General features: G+C 73.2%; 12 protein-coding genes and 3 tRNA genes. 6 read left to right on the top strand and 9 right to left on the bottom strand.

Annotated features, from left to right (window positions below; translation table 11 throughout):
* Both ACI795_RS07885 and ACI795_RS07880 read right to left on the bottom strand, forming a co-directional pair.
* The gene (locus tag ACI795_RS07885; protein WP_457074918.1) at window positions 1–1,236 is read right to left on the bottom strand and encodes an ABC transporter permease subunit; all 1,236 of its coding nucleotides are present in this window, start codon (window positions 1,234–1,236) and stop codon (window positions 1–3) included.
* A gap of 273 nt (window positions 1,237–1,509) precedes the next feature.
* Window positions 1,510–1,932 (bottom strand): PaaI family thioesterase, encoded by a 423-nt coding sequence (locus ACI795_RS07880; RefSeq protein WP_457074917.1) that lies wholly within the window; start codon window positions 1,930–1,932, stop codon window positions 1,510–1,512.
* Between the two features lie 90 nt (window positions 1,933–2,022).
* Here ACI795_RS07880 and polA point away from each other — a divergent pair, with 90 nt between their 5' ends.
* Window positions 2,023–4,764, top strand: a complete 2,742-nt coding sequence (gene polA / locus ACI795_RS07875; RefSeq protein WP_457074916.1) for a DNA polymerase I — start codon at window positions 2,023–2,025, stop codon at window positions 4,762–4,764.
* A 4-nt stretch (window positions 4,765–4,768) separates the two neighbouring features.
* On the opposite strand, the gene ACI795_RS07870 is transcribed toward polA, so the two are convergent.
* Entirely contained in the window at window positions 4,769–5,392 is a 624-nt protein-coding gene (locus tag ACI795_RS07870) for a 2'-5' RNA ligase family protein (RefSeq protein ID WP_457074915.1), read from the bottom strand.
* On the bottom strand, window positions 5,380–6,264 hold the full coding sequence (locus ACI795_RS07865; protein ID WP_457074913.1) for a class I SAM-dependent methyltransferase: 885 nt from the start codon (window positions 6,262–6,264) through the stop codon (window positions 5,380–5,382). Before ACI795_RS07865 ends, ACI795_RS07870 begins: the two co-directional genes overlap by 13 nt.
* Window positions 6,265–6,487: 223 nt before the next feature.
* Between ACI795_RS07865 and rpsA the strand changes: the two genes are divergently transcribed.
* Window positions 6,488–7,972 (top strand): 30S ribosomal protein S1, encoded by a 1,485-nt coding sequence (gene rpsA, locus ACI795_RS07860; RefSeq protein ID WP_457074911.1) that lies wholly within the window; start codon window positions 6,488–6,490, stop codon window positions 7,970–7,972.
* Between the two features lie 356 nt (window positions 7,973–8,328).
* On the opposite strand, the gene ACI795_RS07855 is transcribed toward rpsA, so the two are convergent.
* On the bottom strand, window positions 8,329–8,583 hold the full coding sequence (locus ACI795_RS07855; RefSeq protein ID WP_457074909.1) for a hypothetical protein: 255 nt from the start codon (window positions 8,581–8,583) through the stop codon (window positions 8,329–8,331).
* Window positions 8,584–8,729: 146 nt separating this feature from the next.
* Here ACI795_RS07855 and coaE point away from each other — a divergent pair, with 146 nt between their 5' ends.
* Together coaE and ACI795_RS07845 are read left to right on the top strand one after the other, a co-directional pair.
* Entirely contained in the window at window positions 8,730–9,326 is a 597-nt protein-coding gene (gene coaE, locus ACI795_RS07850; protein ID WP_457074908.1) for a dephospho-CoA kinase, read from the top strand.
* A 90-nt stretch (window positions 9,327–9,416) separates the two neighbouring features.
* The gene (locus tag ACI795_RS07845) at window positions 9,417–9,905 is read left to right on the top strand and encodes a VOC family protein (RefSeq protein WP_457074907.1); all 489 of its coding nucleotides are present in this window, start codon (window positions 9,417–9,419) and stop codon (window positions 9,903–9,905) included.
* Between the two features lie 74 nt (window positions 9,906–9,979).
* Here ACI795_RS07845 and ACI795_RS07840 read toward each other — a convergent pair.
* The 4 genes from ACI795_RS07840 to ACI795_RS07825 all read right to left on the bottom strand — a co-directional run bounded on the left by ACI795_RS07840 (window position 9,980) and on the right by ACI795_RS07825 (window position 10,963).
* Window positions 9,980–10,054, bottom strand: a tRNA-Val gene (locus ACI795_RS07840).
* 58 nt (window positions 10,055–10,112) lie between these two features.
* Window positions 10,113–10,183 (bottom strand) — tRNA-Cys (locus ACI795_RS07835).
* 42 nt (window positions 10,184–10,225) lie between these two features.
* Window positions 10,226–10,297 (bottom strand) — tRNA-Gly (locus ACI795_RS07830).
* A 135-nt stretch (window positions 10,298–10,432) separates the two neighbouring features.
* The gene (locus tag ACI795_RS07825; RefSeq protein WP_457074906.1) at window positions 10,433–10,963 is read right to left on the bottom strand and encodes an SsgA family sporulation/cell division regulator; all 531 of its coding nucleotides are present in this window, start codon (window positions 10,961–10,963) and stop codon (window positions 10,433–10,435) included.
* Window positions 10,964–11,126: 163 nt separating this feature from the next.
* Between ACI795_RS07825 and ACI795_RS07820 the strand changes: the two genes are divergently transcribed.
* Window positions 11,127–11,753, top strand: coding sequence for a sigma-70 family RNA polymerase sigma factor (locus ACI795_RS07820; protein ID WP_457074905.1), 627 nt, complete (start codon window positions 11,127–11,129; stop codon window positions 11,751–11,753).
* Window positions 11,750–12,649 carry an anti-sigma factor domain-containing protein gene (locus ACI795_RS07815; protein WP_457074903.1) on the top strand — a complete coding sequence of 300 codons (900 nt, stop codon included), beginning with the start codon at window positions 11,750–11,752 and terminating at the stop codon, window positions 12,647–12,649. The genes ACI795_RS07820 and ACI795_RS07815 overlap by 4 nt, the downstream gene beginning before the upstream one ends.
* Window positions 12,650–12,662 lie beyond the last annotated feature (13 nt).

Raw genomic sequence — 12,662 nt, 5'->3', positions numbered from 1 at the left:
TCAGCCGATCCGGGCGCGGCTGCCCAGGATGCCCTGGGGCCGGATCACGAGGATGACGATCAAGAGCAGCAGGCCTCCGACGTACTTGACGTCACTCGGGATGACGAGGGTGGACATCTGCACGAACACGCCGACCACGACGCTGCCGACCAGGGCGCCGTAGGCGGTCCCCAGGCCACCGAGGGTGACGCCGGCGAACATCAGCAGCAGCAGCCGGAAGCCCATGTCCCACTGCACCTGGTCGGACAGGCCGAGGAGGACGCCGCCGAGGGCGGCCAGCGCGCCACCGAGCATCCACACGAAGAGGATCACCCGGTTGACGTCGATCCCCGACGAGGCGGCGAGGTCGCGGTTGTCCGAGACGGCGCGCATCGCCTTGCCGATCTTGGTGCGCTGGAGCATCACGGCCACCAGCAGGAGCACGACCAGGGAGATGATGATCGAGGCCAGTGCCCGGTTGGTCATCGTGAACAGGCCGTAGTCCTCGGCGCGCTGGCTCTGGTACTGGGCGAAGGAGTTGCTCCGGCCGCCGTAGATGACCTGGTACAGGTAGCGCAGCAGCAGCGACAGCCCGATCGACACGACCAGCGCCGCCACCAGGCCGGTGCCGCGGCGGCGCAGCGGACGCCAGACCACGAACTCGTTGAGCGCGCCGACGATCGCGCCGCCGACCATCGCCAGCAGCGCCGCCGGGATCAGCGGGACCCCGCCCTGGACGTTGATGAACCAGGCGATGATCGCGCCGGCGGTCACCAGCTCGCCGTGTGCGAAGTTGGTCAGCCCGGTGGTGCCGAAGATCAGCGACAGCCCGACGGCCGAGATGGCGATGACCAGGCCGAACCGGAGCCCGTCGACGAACAGCTGCACCGCCTGGACGTTGCCGCCCCCGGCGCCGCGGCTGCCGTCGACCAGGCCGAAGTTGACCGGCTGGGAGCGGCCGGTGTCGACCGTGATGTCCCGGCTGGCGCCCTGCTCGCTGAGGGTGACGCCGTCGGGGAGGGCGTCCTCGTCGAGGCTGATCGTGTACGCCCCGGCACCGGGCAGGTCGATGGCGAACCGGCCGTCCTCGTCGGTCTCGACGGCATCGACCTCCTCGCCGTCGGCGGTCTCGACCGTGACCTCGACGCCCTCGATCGGGCCGCTGCGGCTGGTCTGCAGGGTGCCGACCAGCCGCTCGCCCTCGGCGGAGGCGATCCCGGGGACGAGGGTCGCCAGGGCCATGGCGACGGCGGCCACCAGCAGGGCGAGGGCCAGAGGTCGTCGGCCGGTGCGCCACCGCCGGGACCTGGGTCCCCGTGCCGGTGGTGCACCTGATCCGTACCGGGCGCTGCTGCGTTCCCCGTGCCCTTCAGCACGGTGGGGCGCGTGCGTCACTCGACCTCCCAGCCGTTGGTTGAGCGCGGACAGTAGCCCACCCCTGTTACGGGGATCGACCTGCTGGGACGCTTCGTGACCCATCTGCGACACGCCGGTGTGCTAACGATCGGTCGCGCGCCACCGGCCGGGGACTCAGCGCGGCGGGGCCGTGCGCGCCGCCCGGATCATGCAGGTCAGCCGGGCGCTGGCCGTCGGCCGGCCGGCGTCGTCGGAGACCGAGATGAGGAAGGTGGCCAGGGTTCGCCCGCGCCGCACCGGCGTGCACACCGCGGTGACGAGGCCGGAACGCGCGCCGCTGAGGTAGCTGGCGTTGAGCTCGATGCCGACCACGGACCCGCCGGGGCCGGCGTGCAGCACCGCCGCCCAGGACCCGATGCTCTCGGCCAGCGCGCAGGTCGCCCCGCCGTGCAGCAGGCCGAAGGGCTGCTCGTTGCCGGCCACCGGCATGGTCGCGACCAGGCGGTCGGGGTCCCACTCGGTGATCCGGATGCCCAGCTTGTCGTCGAGGGGCCCCTGCGTGTCGGCCGGCAGCCAGTCAGGTCGTGGGGTGGTCATCTGCGGACGGTAACCGGCGGCCCCGGTGCAGGGGCCCGCCGCGAGCTCGCGAGCGGTGGGGTGCACCGGGGTCCTTCTAGGATCGCGGCGATGTCCGCTCCGGTCTCCGCCCCCGCGTCCGCCACCCCCTCGACCACCGAGGGCACTCGCCCGCGGCTGCTCCTCCTCGACGGCCACTCGCTGGCCTACCGGGCCTTCTTCGCCCTCCCGGTGGAGAACTTCTCCACCACCACCGGGCAGCCGACCAACGCGGTCTACGGCTTCACGTCGATGCTGATCAACGTGCTGCGCGACGAGCAGCCCTCGCACCTGGCGGTCGCCTTCGACGTCAGCCGGAAGACCTTCCGCAGCGAGATCTACGCCGACTACAAGGCCAACCGGGCCGAGAGCCCCACCGACTTCCGCGGCCAGGTCAGCCTGGTGCAGGAGGTCCTGGGGGCGCTGCACGTCCCGGTGATCACCGCCGAGGGGTACGAGGCAGACGACGTCATCGCCACGCTCGCAGTCCAGGCGGTCGAGCAGGGCATGGACGTGCTGATCTGCACCGGTGACCGCGACGCGCTGCAGCTGGTCAACGAGCACGTGACGGTGCTCTACCCCCGCAAGGGCGTCTCCGACCTGACCCGGTTCACCCCGGAGGAGGTCGAGGCCAAGTACGGCCTGAGCCCGGTCCAGTACCCGGACTTCGCCGCGCTGCGCGGCGACCCGAGCGACAACCTGCCCAGCATCCCGAGCGTGGGGGAGAAGACCGCGGCCAAGTGGGTGCGCGAGTACGGGTCGCTGGACGCCCTGGTCGACCAGGTCGACACCGTCAAGGGCAAGGTGGGGGAGAAGCTGCGCGACCACCTCTCCCAGGTGCTGCAGAACCGGCGGCTCACCGAGCTCGACCGGCAGGTGCCGCTGGAGGTGGGCCCGGCCGACCTCGCCGTCCAGCCCTGGGACCGCAACGAGGTGCACACCCTCTTCGACAACCTGCAGTTCCGGGTGCTGCGCGACCGGCTGTTCGCCACCCTCTCCAGCGCCGAGCCGGAGGTGGACGGCGGCTTCGAGGTCACCGCCGACGAGGTGCCGGCCGGCGGGCTCGGCGACTGGCTGGCCGCGCACGCCCGCACCGGGCACACCGGCATCGTCTTCCGGGGCACGTGGGGCCGGGGCACCGGGGAGCTCGCCGGCCTGGCACTGGCCGCGGCCGACGACCACGCCACCTTCGTCGACGTCGGCCCGGACCTGGACGCCGCCGACGAGCAGGCGCTGGCCGACTGGCTCGCCGACCCGGCCGCGCCCAAGGTCGTGCACGAGGTCAAGGGGCCGCTGCTGGCCGTCTGGGCGCGCGGGTGGGAGCTGCGCGGCCTGGTCAGCGACACCGCGCTCGCCGCCTACCTGGCCAACCCCGGTCAGCGCTCGTTCGACCTCGGTGACCTGGCGGTCCGCTACCTGCGCCGCGAGCTCAAGGACGCCGCCGCCCCCGAGGGCCAGCTGACCCTCGACGGGCTCGGCCCCACCGAGGCCGACGTCGCCGCGGAGGCGGCGCACGCCGACGTGCTCAAGGCGGTCGCGGTCAACGACCTCTCCGACGCGCTGGAGCAGGTCCTCGGCCAGCGCGGTGGGGACCAGCTGCTCGGTGACATCGAGCTGCCGCTGACCCGGGTGCTGGCCGCCATGGAGCGCCGCGGCATCGCCGCGGACCTGGACTTCCTGCACGAGCTGCAGAAGGAGTTCGCCGCCGAGGTCACCGAGGCCGCCCAGGAGGCGTACGCGGTCATCGGCAAGGAGATCAACCTCGGCTCGCCCAAGCAGCTGCAGGCGGTGCTGTTCGACGAGCTGGGCCTGCCGAAGACCAAGAAGAACAAGACCGGGTACACCACCGACGCCGAGGCGCTCACCTCGCTGCTGGCCTCCACCGGTCACCCGTTCCTCGAGCACCTGCTCCGGCACCGGGACGTCACCCGGCTGCGCACCGTCATCGACGGGCTGATCCCGATGGTCGACGACGCCGGGCGGATCCACACCACCTACCAGCAGACGATCGCGGCCACCGGCCGGCTCAGCTCCACCGACCCCAACCTGCAGAACATCCCGATCCGCAGCGCCGAGGGTCGGCGGATCCGGCAGGCGTTCGTGGTCGGCCCGGGCTACGAGTCGCTGATGACCGCCGACTACAGCCAGATCGAGATGCGGATCATGGCCCACCTCTCCGAGGACGCGGGCCTGATCGAGGCGTTCACCTCGGGGGAGGACCTGCACTCCTTCGTCGCCTCCCGGGCGTTCGGCATCCCGATCGAGCAGGTCGACCCGGAGATGCGCCGCCGGATCAAGGCGATGAGCTACGGCCTGGCCTACGGCCTGTCCGCCTACGGGCTGGCCCAGCAGCTGCGGATCACCCCGGAGGAGGCGCGCGCGCAGATGCACGCCTACTTCGAGCGGTTCGGCGGCATCCGCGACTACCTGGACGGCGTGGTGGACGACGCCCGGCAGACCGGCTACACCGAGACCACGCTGGGCCGGCGCCGGTACCTGCCCGACCTGACCAGCGACAACCGGCAGCGCCGGGAGATGGCCGAGCGGATGGCGCTCAACGCCCCGATCCAGGGCTCGGCCGCCGACGTCATCAAGGTCGCCATGCTCGGCGTGGAGCGGGCGATCGAGGCCGAGGGGCTGAGTTCGCGGATGCTGCTGCAGGTCCACGACGAGCTCGTGCTCGAGGTGGCCCCAGGGGAGCGGGAGCAGCTGGAGGCCCTGGTGCGCCGGGAGATGGCCGGCGCGGCGCAGCTCTCGGTGGCGCTGGAGGTCTCGGTGGGGGTCGGCGCCAGCTGGGACGCCGCCGCCCACTGACGCATCAGGCCGGGGCGGCGGCCAGCGGGAACTCGGCGACGGGGTGCCAGGAGCCGGGTTCCCGCGAGCCGGCAAACAGGCTCACCGTGGCGACCCGCGACCGGATCGGCAGGTGCTCCCGGACCGCCTCCTCGACGGTGCGCAGACCGGCCTCGTCACCCAGACGCCGTTCGGCGACCGACAGGTGCGGGCTGGGGTCGGTGCCGTGCGCCCCGAGGTAGGGCGGGTGGTCGGGGAAGGCGTCGACGACGGCGGCGGTGAGCCGGCGGAACGGCTCCTCGTCGGCCGGGGCCAGCCACAGCACCTCCTCGCCGAACCAGGCGGTGCGGTCGAGTTCGCAGTCGAAGGCCGGCTGCCCGGCGACCGCGCGGGCCAGTCCGGCGAGCACGCCGTCGTCCACCTGGTTGGGCGGCACGAACGGGTAGACGACGGTGACGTGCGCCGGCACCCCCCAGGACGCCGACACGTCGAACTGGCGCCGGTGGTCACCGACCACCGGCTCGGCCTCGGGCAGCAGCACCAGGACGGCGGTCTCCGTGGCGCCCTCCAGTGCCCGGCAGGCGGCGTCGTCCACGGTCGGGTGGGGGGTGTCGTCCAGGGTGGGCGCCTGGTCGGTCAGCTCGTCCATGCGGTCTCCTCCGGTCGATCGGGCAGCTCGCAGACCAGCACGAGCGTGCCCGGGACGAGCGCTCCCCGCTCGGGGGACCACTGCCCCCAGGTCTGACTGCGCCCCGGGGTCCACTCTGGCTCCACCAGGTCACGCAGCACCAGGCCCGCGCCGACGACCGCGCGCACCCAGTCGCCGACCGTGCGGTGGTGCTCGACGTAGACCGTCCGCCCGGCGCCGTCGGTCTCCACGTAGGGAGTGCGGTCGAAGTAGGAGGAGACGACCCGCAGGTCCTCCGGGTCGGGGGAGTCCGGCATCGGCCAGCGCATCGGGTGGTTCACCGAGGCGACGAAGCGCCCGCCCGGCCGGAGCACCCGGGCGACCTCGGTGAGCACCGCCTGCGCGTCGGCGACGAACGGCAGTCCGCCGAAGGCCGAGCACGCCAGGTCGACGCTGTCGGTGGCCAGCGGCAGGGCACCGGCGTCGGCCTGCAGCAGCGGCACCGCCAGGCCGGTGGCCCGGTTCAGCTCCGCGGCCCGGGCGAGCATCCCGCCGGAGACGTCCAGTGCGACCGGGTCGGCGCCGGCCCCGCGCAGCCACCGGGAGCAGGGCGCCGAACCGCACCCGATCTCCAGCACCCGCCGGCCGGTGACGTCACCGAGCAGGTGCGCGTCGGCCTCGCGGAGCCCCTCGGGGCACCACAGGAAGTCGGCGTCGCCCAGGTCGGTGCCGTGCTCGGCGAGGTAGGCCGGCGCGGCCGCGTCCCACCAGCCCCGGTTGGCCCGGGCGGACTCGGCCTGGCCGACCGGGCGGCGGGTGACGTCGCCGGCCGCCGGGTAGCCGTCGGCGGCCAGGGGGAGGGGAGCGGAGCGGGGCTCCGGGGCGGGGTCCATGGCGCGCCGATCGTGACACGCCGGAGCGCGGCACACCGCCCGGACCCGTGGTGGACCTGCCCAGTCGCCGTCCGTACCATGGGGAATTGCGCCAGAGGTCTGTGGTGTTGTCCTCCTCACCAGGAGGGCGCGCACACCGTCGCCCCCTGTTCGTACCGCCCGCGGCCGCCTGGTCACGGGTTCCCCTGTCCCTTCGCACCCCCCGTCCGGAGCACTCGACCACATGACCTCCACCCAGGTCCGTCCCGACAGCACCCCGCAGATCGCGGTCAACGACATCGGCACCGCCGAGGACTTCCTCGCCGCGATCGACCAGACCATCAAGTACTTCAACGACGGCGACATCGTCGAAGGCGTGATCGTCAAGGTCGACCGGGACGAGGTGCTGCTGGACATCGGCTACAAGACCGAGGGCGTCATCCCCTCGCGCGAGCTGTCCATCAAGCACGACGTCGACCCGACCGAGGTCGTCAACGTCGGCGACGAGGTGGAAGCCCTCGTCCTCCAGAAGGAGGACAAGGAAGGCCGTCTCATCCTGTCCAAGAAGCGCGCGCAGTACGAGCGCGCCTGGGGCACGATCGAGGCGAAGAAGGAAGCCGACGAGGTCGTCACCGGCACCGTCATCGAGGTCGTCAAGGGCGGCCTGATCCTCGACATCGGCCTGCGCGGGTTCCTCCCCGCCTCGCTGGTCGAGATGCGTCGCGTCCGCGACCTGCAGCCCTACGTGGGCCGCGAGCTCGAGGCGAAGATCATCGAGCTGGACAAGAACCGCAACAACGTGGTCCTGTCCCGCCGTCAGTGGCTGGAGCAGACCCAGTCCGAGGTGCGCAGCGAGTTCCTCAACAAGCTCGCCAAGGGCCAGGTCCGCACCGGCGTCGTCTCCTCGATCGTCAACTTCGGCGCGTTCGTCGACCTGGGTGGCGTGGACGGCCTGGTGCACGTCTCCGAGCTGTCCTGGAAGCACATCGACCACCCGTCCGAGGTCGTCGAGGTCGGCCAGGAGGTCACCGTCGAGGTCCTCGACGTCGACCTGGACCGTGAGCGGGTCTCGCTGTCGCTGAAGGCGACGCAGGAGGACCCGTGGCGTCAGTTCGCCCGGACCCACCAGATCGGCCAGGTCGTGCCCGGCAAGGTCACCAAGCTGGTGCCCTTCGGTGCGTTCGTCCGGGTCGACGAGGGCATCGAGGGCCTGGTCCACATCTCCGAGCTGGCCGAGCGCCACGTGGAGATCCCGGAGCAGGTCGTGCAGGTCGGCGACGAGATCCTGGTCAAGGTCATCGACATCGACCTGGACCGCCGCCGGATCTCGCTGTCCCTCAAGCAGGCCAACGAGGGCGTCGTCGGCGACGACGACCAGTTCGACCCGGCCGCCTACGGCATGGCCGCGTCCTACGATGAGCAGGGCAACTACATCTACCCCGAGGGCTTCGACGCCGAGACCGGCGAGTGGCTCGAGGGCTACGACGAGGCCCGCGAGACGTGGGAGAAGCAGTACGCCGAGGCCCAGGCCCGCTTCGAGGCGCACCGCAAGCAGATCGCCGCGGCGAAGGAGGCCGACGCCGAGGCCGCTGCCGGCGGCAGCTACTCCAGCGCCGCCGAGCCGGAGGGCGACACCGCCTCCACCGTCGGTGGCGGCGGTGGCGGGGGCACCCTCGCCTCCGACGAGGCGCTGGCCGCGCTGCGGGCGAAGCTCGCCGGCGGGGAGTGACCTCCCGGTTCTGCTGAGCAGCACCTGAACAGTGCGCCGTCCACCCTCCGGGGTGGGCGGCGCACTGTCGTTCCCGGCCCCGATCCCCGCCCCGCCCGCCTTGGATCAGCTCAGCTGATCGTGCGTGCTCCTGGCTCGGGGGAGGGGCCGCAGTACGGGACGGCGGGCGCGGCTCGGTCCGGACATGACGACGGCCCCGCCGACCGGATGATGGTCGACGGGGCCGTCGTCGGTGAGCGTGCGGGCCGGTGTCCGGTCGTCCCTGACCGGATCAGCGCGAGGTCTGCCGTGACCTGGCTGCCGTGGGTCGCACGCCGAGCGGGCGGGGCGCCGCTCCGAGGTGCAGAGGCTGGGGCTCAGAGGCTGAGGATGATCGCGAACGCGGTGCGGGGGCGGCCGCCGGCGTTGGCCAGGAAGTCCCAGGTGTGACGGCCGGAGGCGACGGTGGGCAGCAGGGCCCGGAGGAAGGACGAGGTCCGACGCTGCGGCAGCCGCTCGCGGACGCCCGGCAGCTCGGAGCAACGGACACCGCCGGGGACGTCGATGCGGTGACGGCCACGGCGGGAGGTGCCGTGGGCCGACTGCTGGCCGTCGAGCGTGCTGCGGGACATGGTCACTGCCTCTCTCCTGTGGCGGGGGAAGTCCACCGGGACGAAAGGTAGGTCCTGTGACTGCTGTGACTGGTGAGGCACGCCGGGCGGCGCTCCGCGTTACCTCTCTGTGACCAACGGGCGCCCGGGTCACTAGGGTCGCCGGTGTGCTGAGGATCGGGCTGACCGGTGGCATCGGATCGGGCAAGAGCACGGTGGCCTCGCTGCTGGCCGAGCGCGGTGCGCTCGTGATCGACGCCGACCGGCTGGCCCGGGAGGTGGTCGCGCCGGGCACGCCGGGACTGGCCGAGGTCGTTGCTGCCTTCGGTGAGGGCGTGCTGGCCGCCGACGGCTCGCTCGACCGGCCGGCGCTGGCGTCGATCGTGTTCAGCGACCCCGCGGCGCGGGCCCGGCTGGACGGGATCGTCCACCCCCGGGTGCGTGCCCGCGCCGCTGAGCTGGTCGCTGCGGCGCCGGAGGACGCCGTCGTGGTCCAGGACGTCCCCCTGCTGGTCGAGACCGGTCAGGCCGGCTCCCACGACCTCGTCCTGGTCGTCGAGGCGCCGGTGGACACCCGGGTGTCCCGGCTGGTCGAGCGCGGGCTCACCGAGGACGACGCCCGGGCGCGGATCGCCAGCCAGGCCACCGACGAGCAGCGGCGCGCGGTCGCCGACGTCGTGCTGTCCAACGACGGCGACCCGGCGGCGCTGGCCGGCCAGGTGGAGCGCTTCTGGGCCGAGCGCGTGGCGTCGCCGGCGGGCTGAGCCCGGGACCGATGAGTCCGCGCGACCGGGAGGGTCTGTGCTGCGTTCCCCCGTGCGGGCAGCCGGCCCGCCGATCCGAGAGGACGCGCCATGACCCAGAAGATCGTCCCCAGCCTCTGGTTCGACACCCAGGCAGAGGAGGCGGCGAACTACTACATCGACGTGTTCGGGGACGGGCGCATCGTGTCCACCGCCCGGTACCCCGAGGGCGCGCCCGGCCCGGCCGGCGCGGTGATGAGCGTGGAGTTCGAGGTGGCCGGCATCCGGCTGGACGGGATCAACGGCGGGCCGCAGTTCCCGTTCACCGAGGCGGTGTCCCTGCAGGTGAACTGCGCCGACCAGGCCGAGGTCGACCGGCTGTGGGACCGGTTCGTCGGCGACGGGGGCACGGAGAGCCAGTGCGGCTGGCTGAAGGACCGCTACGGGCTCAGCTGGCAGATCATCCCGGCGGGCACGGCCGAGGTGTTCGCCGACCCCGATCCGGCGCGGGCCCAGCGGGCCGTGCAGGCGATGCTGGGCATGACCAAGCTGGACGTCGCGGCGCTGCGCGCCGCGGCTGACGGGGTGCCGGTCGGCTGATCGGGCCGCGATGCGGATCCCGCGGCTGAACGCGGAGAGGCCCCCAGGTCAGCTGACCTGGGGGCCTCTCCGGCTGGTGGGCGATACTGGGATCGAACCAGTGACCTCTTCCGTGTCAGGGAAGCGCTCTACCGCTGAGCCAATCGCCCGTTCCGGCCCGCTGGCCGGATCCGCCTCCCCCGTCGACTCACCGCAGGGGTGGCGCCGAGGTGGAGACGGGATTTGAACCCGTGTAGACGGCTTTGCAGGCCGTTGCCTCGCCTCTCGGCCACTCCACCGCACGCCGGGCGCCGGTCTACGACCAGCGCCCGGGAGTTCCGAGCGGACGACGGGATTCGAACCCGCGACCCTCACCTTGGCAAGGTGATGCTCTACCACTGAGCCACGTCCGCGTGCTGTTGCGTACTGCGCTGTGCAACGGGAAGAACTCTAACCGATGCCCTCAGGGGGTCCAAACCCGGGGGGTACCCGGGGTGTCGCGCAGGGGTGTCCGCCCAGGTCAGCGGCCTGCGGGACGACCTCGCGGGTCACAGTGCGGTGGGGTTGTCGGTGCCGCCGCGGAGCAGCTCGGACAGCTCCTCGTCGACCGAGGAGGCGTCGCTCTCCGTGCCCGTGGGCACCAGCAGCTCGCTCTCGCGCAGGAAGTCGCCCACGGCGGCGGCCGACAGCTCGAACAGCGCCTCGCCGGAGGGCGCCCGCAGCTGCAGGAAGAGCACGTCGAGCCCGCCGCGGGCCGGCCAGAGCCGGACGTCGCCGTCGCCGACGGGCGCCGTGAGCCCGGCGCGCAGCAACTCCCGGCTGAGCAGCCACTCGACGCCGTCGTCCTCCGCGTCGTCGAGGACCTCGTCGTCGATCAGGTCACCGGCGGGCAGCTCGTCCGCGAGGGCCTCGGCGAGGGCGTCGGCCGGGTCGTCGCCGGCGTCGCCGAACCGGATCCGCACGGCGAAGGGGTCGGCGGAGTCGTAGACCAGCGCCGCCGGAACCGCCGTCCAGGACTGCGGGCCGACCAGGTGGAGGGTCGTTCGAGCCGTGCAGCCGGACCTCGGGAAGCGCGCCATGTCCTTCACAACGACCAACCGTGGGGGAGGTGACGCCCCCCTGCGGCGTGTCGCACCCCATCCGTCCCGCCAGTCACACCCGCCCCATGCGACCACCCGAACGGGTGTCCGGCGCGGACCGGTGAACCGGTGGCGGGGGAGCGGGCGAACCCTCCATGTGACCATGGGCCTCGTGAGCCGACCGCTGCGCCGCCCGGACGACGGTGCGGCCGACCGGCAGCTGCTCCAGCGGATGGTCGCGGGTGACCGGACGGCGGTCGAGGACCTGTTCGAGCGGTTCCGCCGGCCGGCGTTCGCGCTGGCCCGCCGGGTGATCGCCGACGACGTCCTGGCCGAGGACGTGCTGCAGGACGTGTTCCTCACCGTCTGGCGGGACCCGGGCGCCTTCGACGGCAGCCGGGGAACGGTCGCCTCCTGGCTGCTGGCCATGGTCCACCACAAGGCGGTCGACGCCGTGCGCCGCGAGGAGTCGCACCGCCGTCGGCAGGCCCGGGCGGAGGACGAGCTGGCCCTGGCGGCGCCGGTCGCGGTCTCCGACGTCGCCGACGAGGCGGCGGACCGGGTCGCCGCGGCGCGCGTGCGCACCGCGCTGCAGTCGCTGCCGGACTCCCAGCGGGAGGCGCTGACGCTGGCCTACTACGGCGGGTACACCCAGCGGGAGGTCGCTGCGCTCACCGGCGCCCCCCTGGGCACGGTGAAGACGCGCATGCTCGCCGGCATGCGCCGGCTCAAGGACGCGCTGGGCACCGGTGTGCCCGGCGGCACGACCGCAGACGGGACCTCGCGATGACCGACCCCGCAGCCCCGGGCACCGCTCCCGGCGACGACCACCGGGCGTGGGACGAACTCGCCGTCGGCTGGGCCCTGCACGCCCTGGAGCCCGAGGACGAGGACCGGTTCGCCGCCCACCTGCCCAGCTGCGCCCGGTGCGCACGGACCGTCGCCGACACCCAGCAGGTGATGGGGGCGCTGGCCGCCGACCTGCCCGCAGCCGAGCCCTCCGACGGCCTCCGGGACCGGCTCCGGGTCGCGGTCGAGGAGACCGAGCAGGTCCGCCGTCCCGAGCCGCCCCCCGCGCAGCAGCCGGCGGCTCCTGCCGACCGGGCGCTCCCGGCGGCCGCGCGGACCGGCGACCGCCCGGCCGGCGGCGGCCTGGACCTGGTGGCGCCGCGGCGTCGGGGCGAGCCCGACCTCCGGCCGGCCTGGCGCCGGGTGCTCCCCACCGCCCTCGTGGCCGCGGGCGTGGCGGCGGTGCTGGCGCTGGGTGCCTGGAACGTCGTCCTGGCCGGTGACCGGGACGACGCCCGGGCGCTGGCCGCCCAGCGGTCGGAGGTGCTCGAGGAGCTGCTGGTCCCGGGGCGGGCGACCATCGCGCCGCTGACCGAGGAGGACGGCCGGCAGGTCGCCACCGTGGTCGCCCGGGACGGGCAGGTGCAGGTGCTCTCCACCGGCCTGGCACCGAACGACACCGCGGACAGCACCTACGTCGTCTGGGGGGTGTCCGACGGCTCTCCGGTGGCCATCGGGGAGTTCGACGTCGTTTCCCCACGGATGGAGCTGCTTTCCGTAGGCTCTGCGGCGGCCGGGCTGGACGAGTACGGCGCCTACGCCGTCAGCATCGAACCCGGCCGGCAGGCTCCGGCGGAACCCACGGAGATCGTCGCGAAGGGGCAGGTGACGAGCTGAGCGGTCAGGACGC

Source organism: Modestobacter sp. SYSU DS0290, from assembly GCF_054050955.1.
The sequence above is the reverse complement of the archived record's forward strand: the minus strand, read 5'-3'. Positions and strand labels throughout refer to the sequence as shown.

Excerpts from the sequence above, each read along its gene's own strand:
- ACI795_RS07845 (WP_457074907.1), top strand. The coding sequence starts at position 9,417 with ATGACCCAGAAGATCGTCCCCAGCCTCTGGTTCGACACCCAGGCAGAG.
- ACI795_RS07865 (WP_457074913.1), bottom strand. The coding sequence starts at position 6,264 with ATGGACCCCGCCCCGGAGCCCCGCTCCGCTCCCCTCCCCCTGGCCGCC.
- ACI795_RS07870 (WP_457074915.1), bottom strand. The coding sequence starts at position 5,392 with ATGGACGAGCTGACCGACCAGGCGCCCACCCTGGACGACACCCCCCAC.
- ACI795_RS07855 (WP_457074909.1), bottom strand. The coding sequence starts at position 8,583 with ATGTCCCGCAGCACGCTCGACGGCCAGCAGTCGGCCCACGGCACCTCC.
- ACI795_RS07880 (WP_457074917.1), bottom strand. The coding sequence starts at position 1,932 with ATGACCACCCCACGACCTGACTGGCTGCCGGCCGACACGCAGGGGCCC.
- ACI795_RS07815 (WP_457074903.1), top strand. The coding sequence starts at position 11,750 with ATGACCGACCCCGCAGCCCCGGGCACCGCTCCCGGCGACGACCACCGG.
- ACI795_RS07825 (WP_457074906.1), bottom strand. The coding sequence starts at position 10,963 with ATGGCGCGCTTCCCGAGGTCCGGCTGCACGGCTCGAACGACCCTCCAC.
- polA (WP_457074916.1), top strand. The coding sequence starts at position 2,023 with ATGTCCGCTCCGGTCTCCGCCCCCGCGTCCGCCACCCCCTCGACCACC.
- ACI795_RS07820 (WP_457074905.1), top strand. The coding sequence starts at position 11,127 with ATGGGCCTCGTGAGCCGACCGCTGCGCCGCCCGGACGACGGTGCGGCC.
- rpsA (WP_457074911.1), top strand. The coding sequence starts at position 6,488 with ATGACCTCCACCCAGGTCCGTCCCGACAGCACCCCGCAGATCGCGGTC.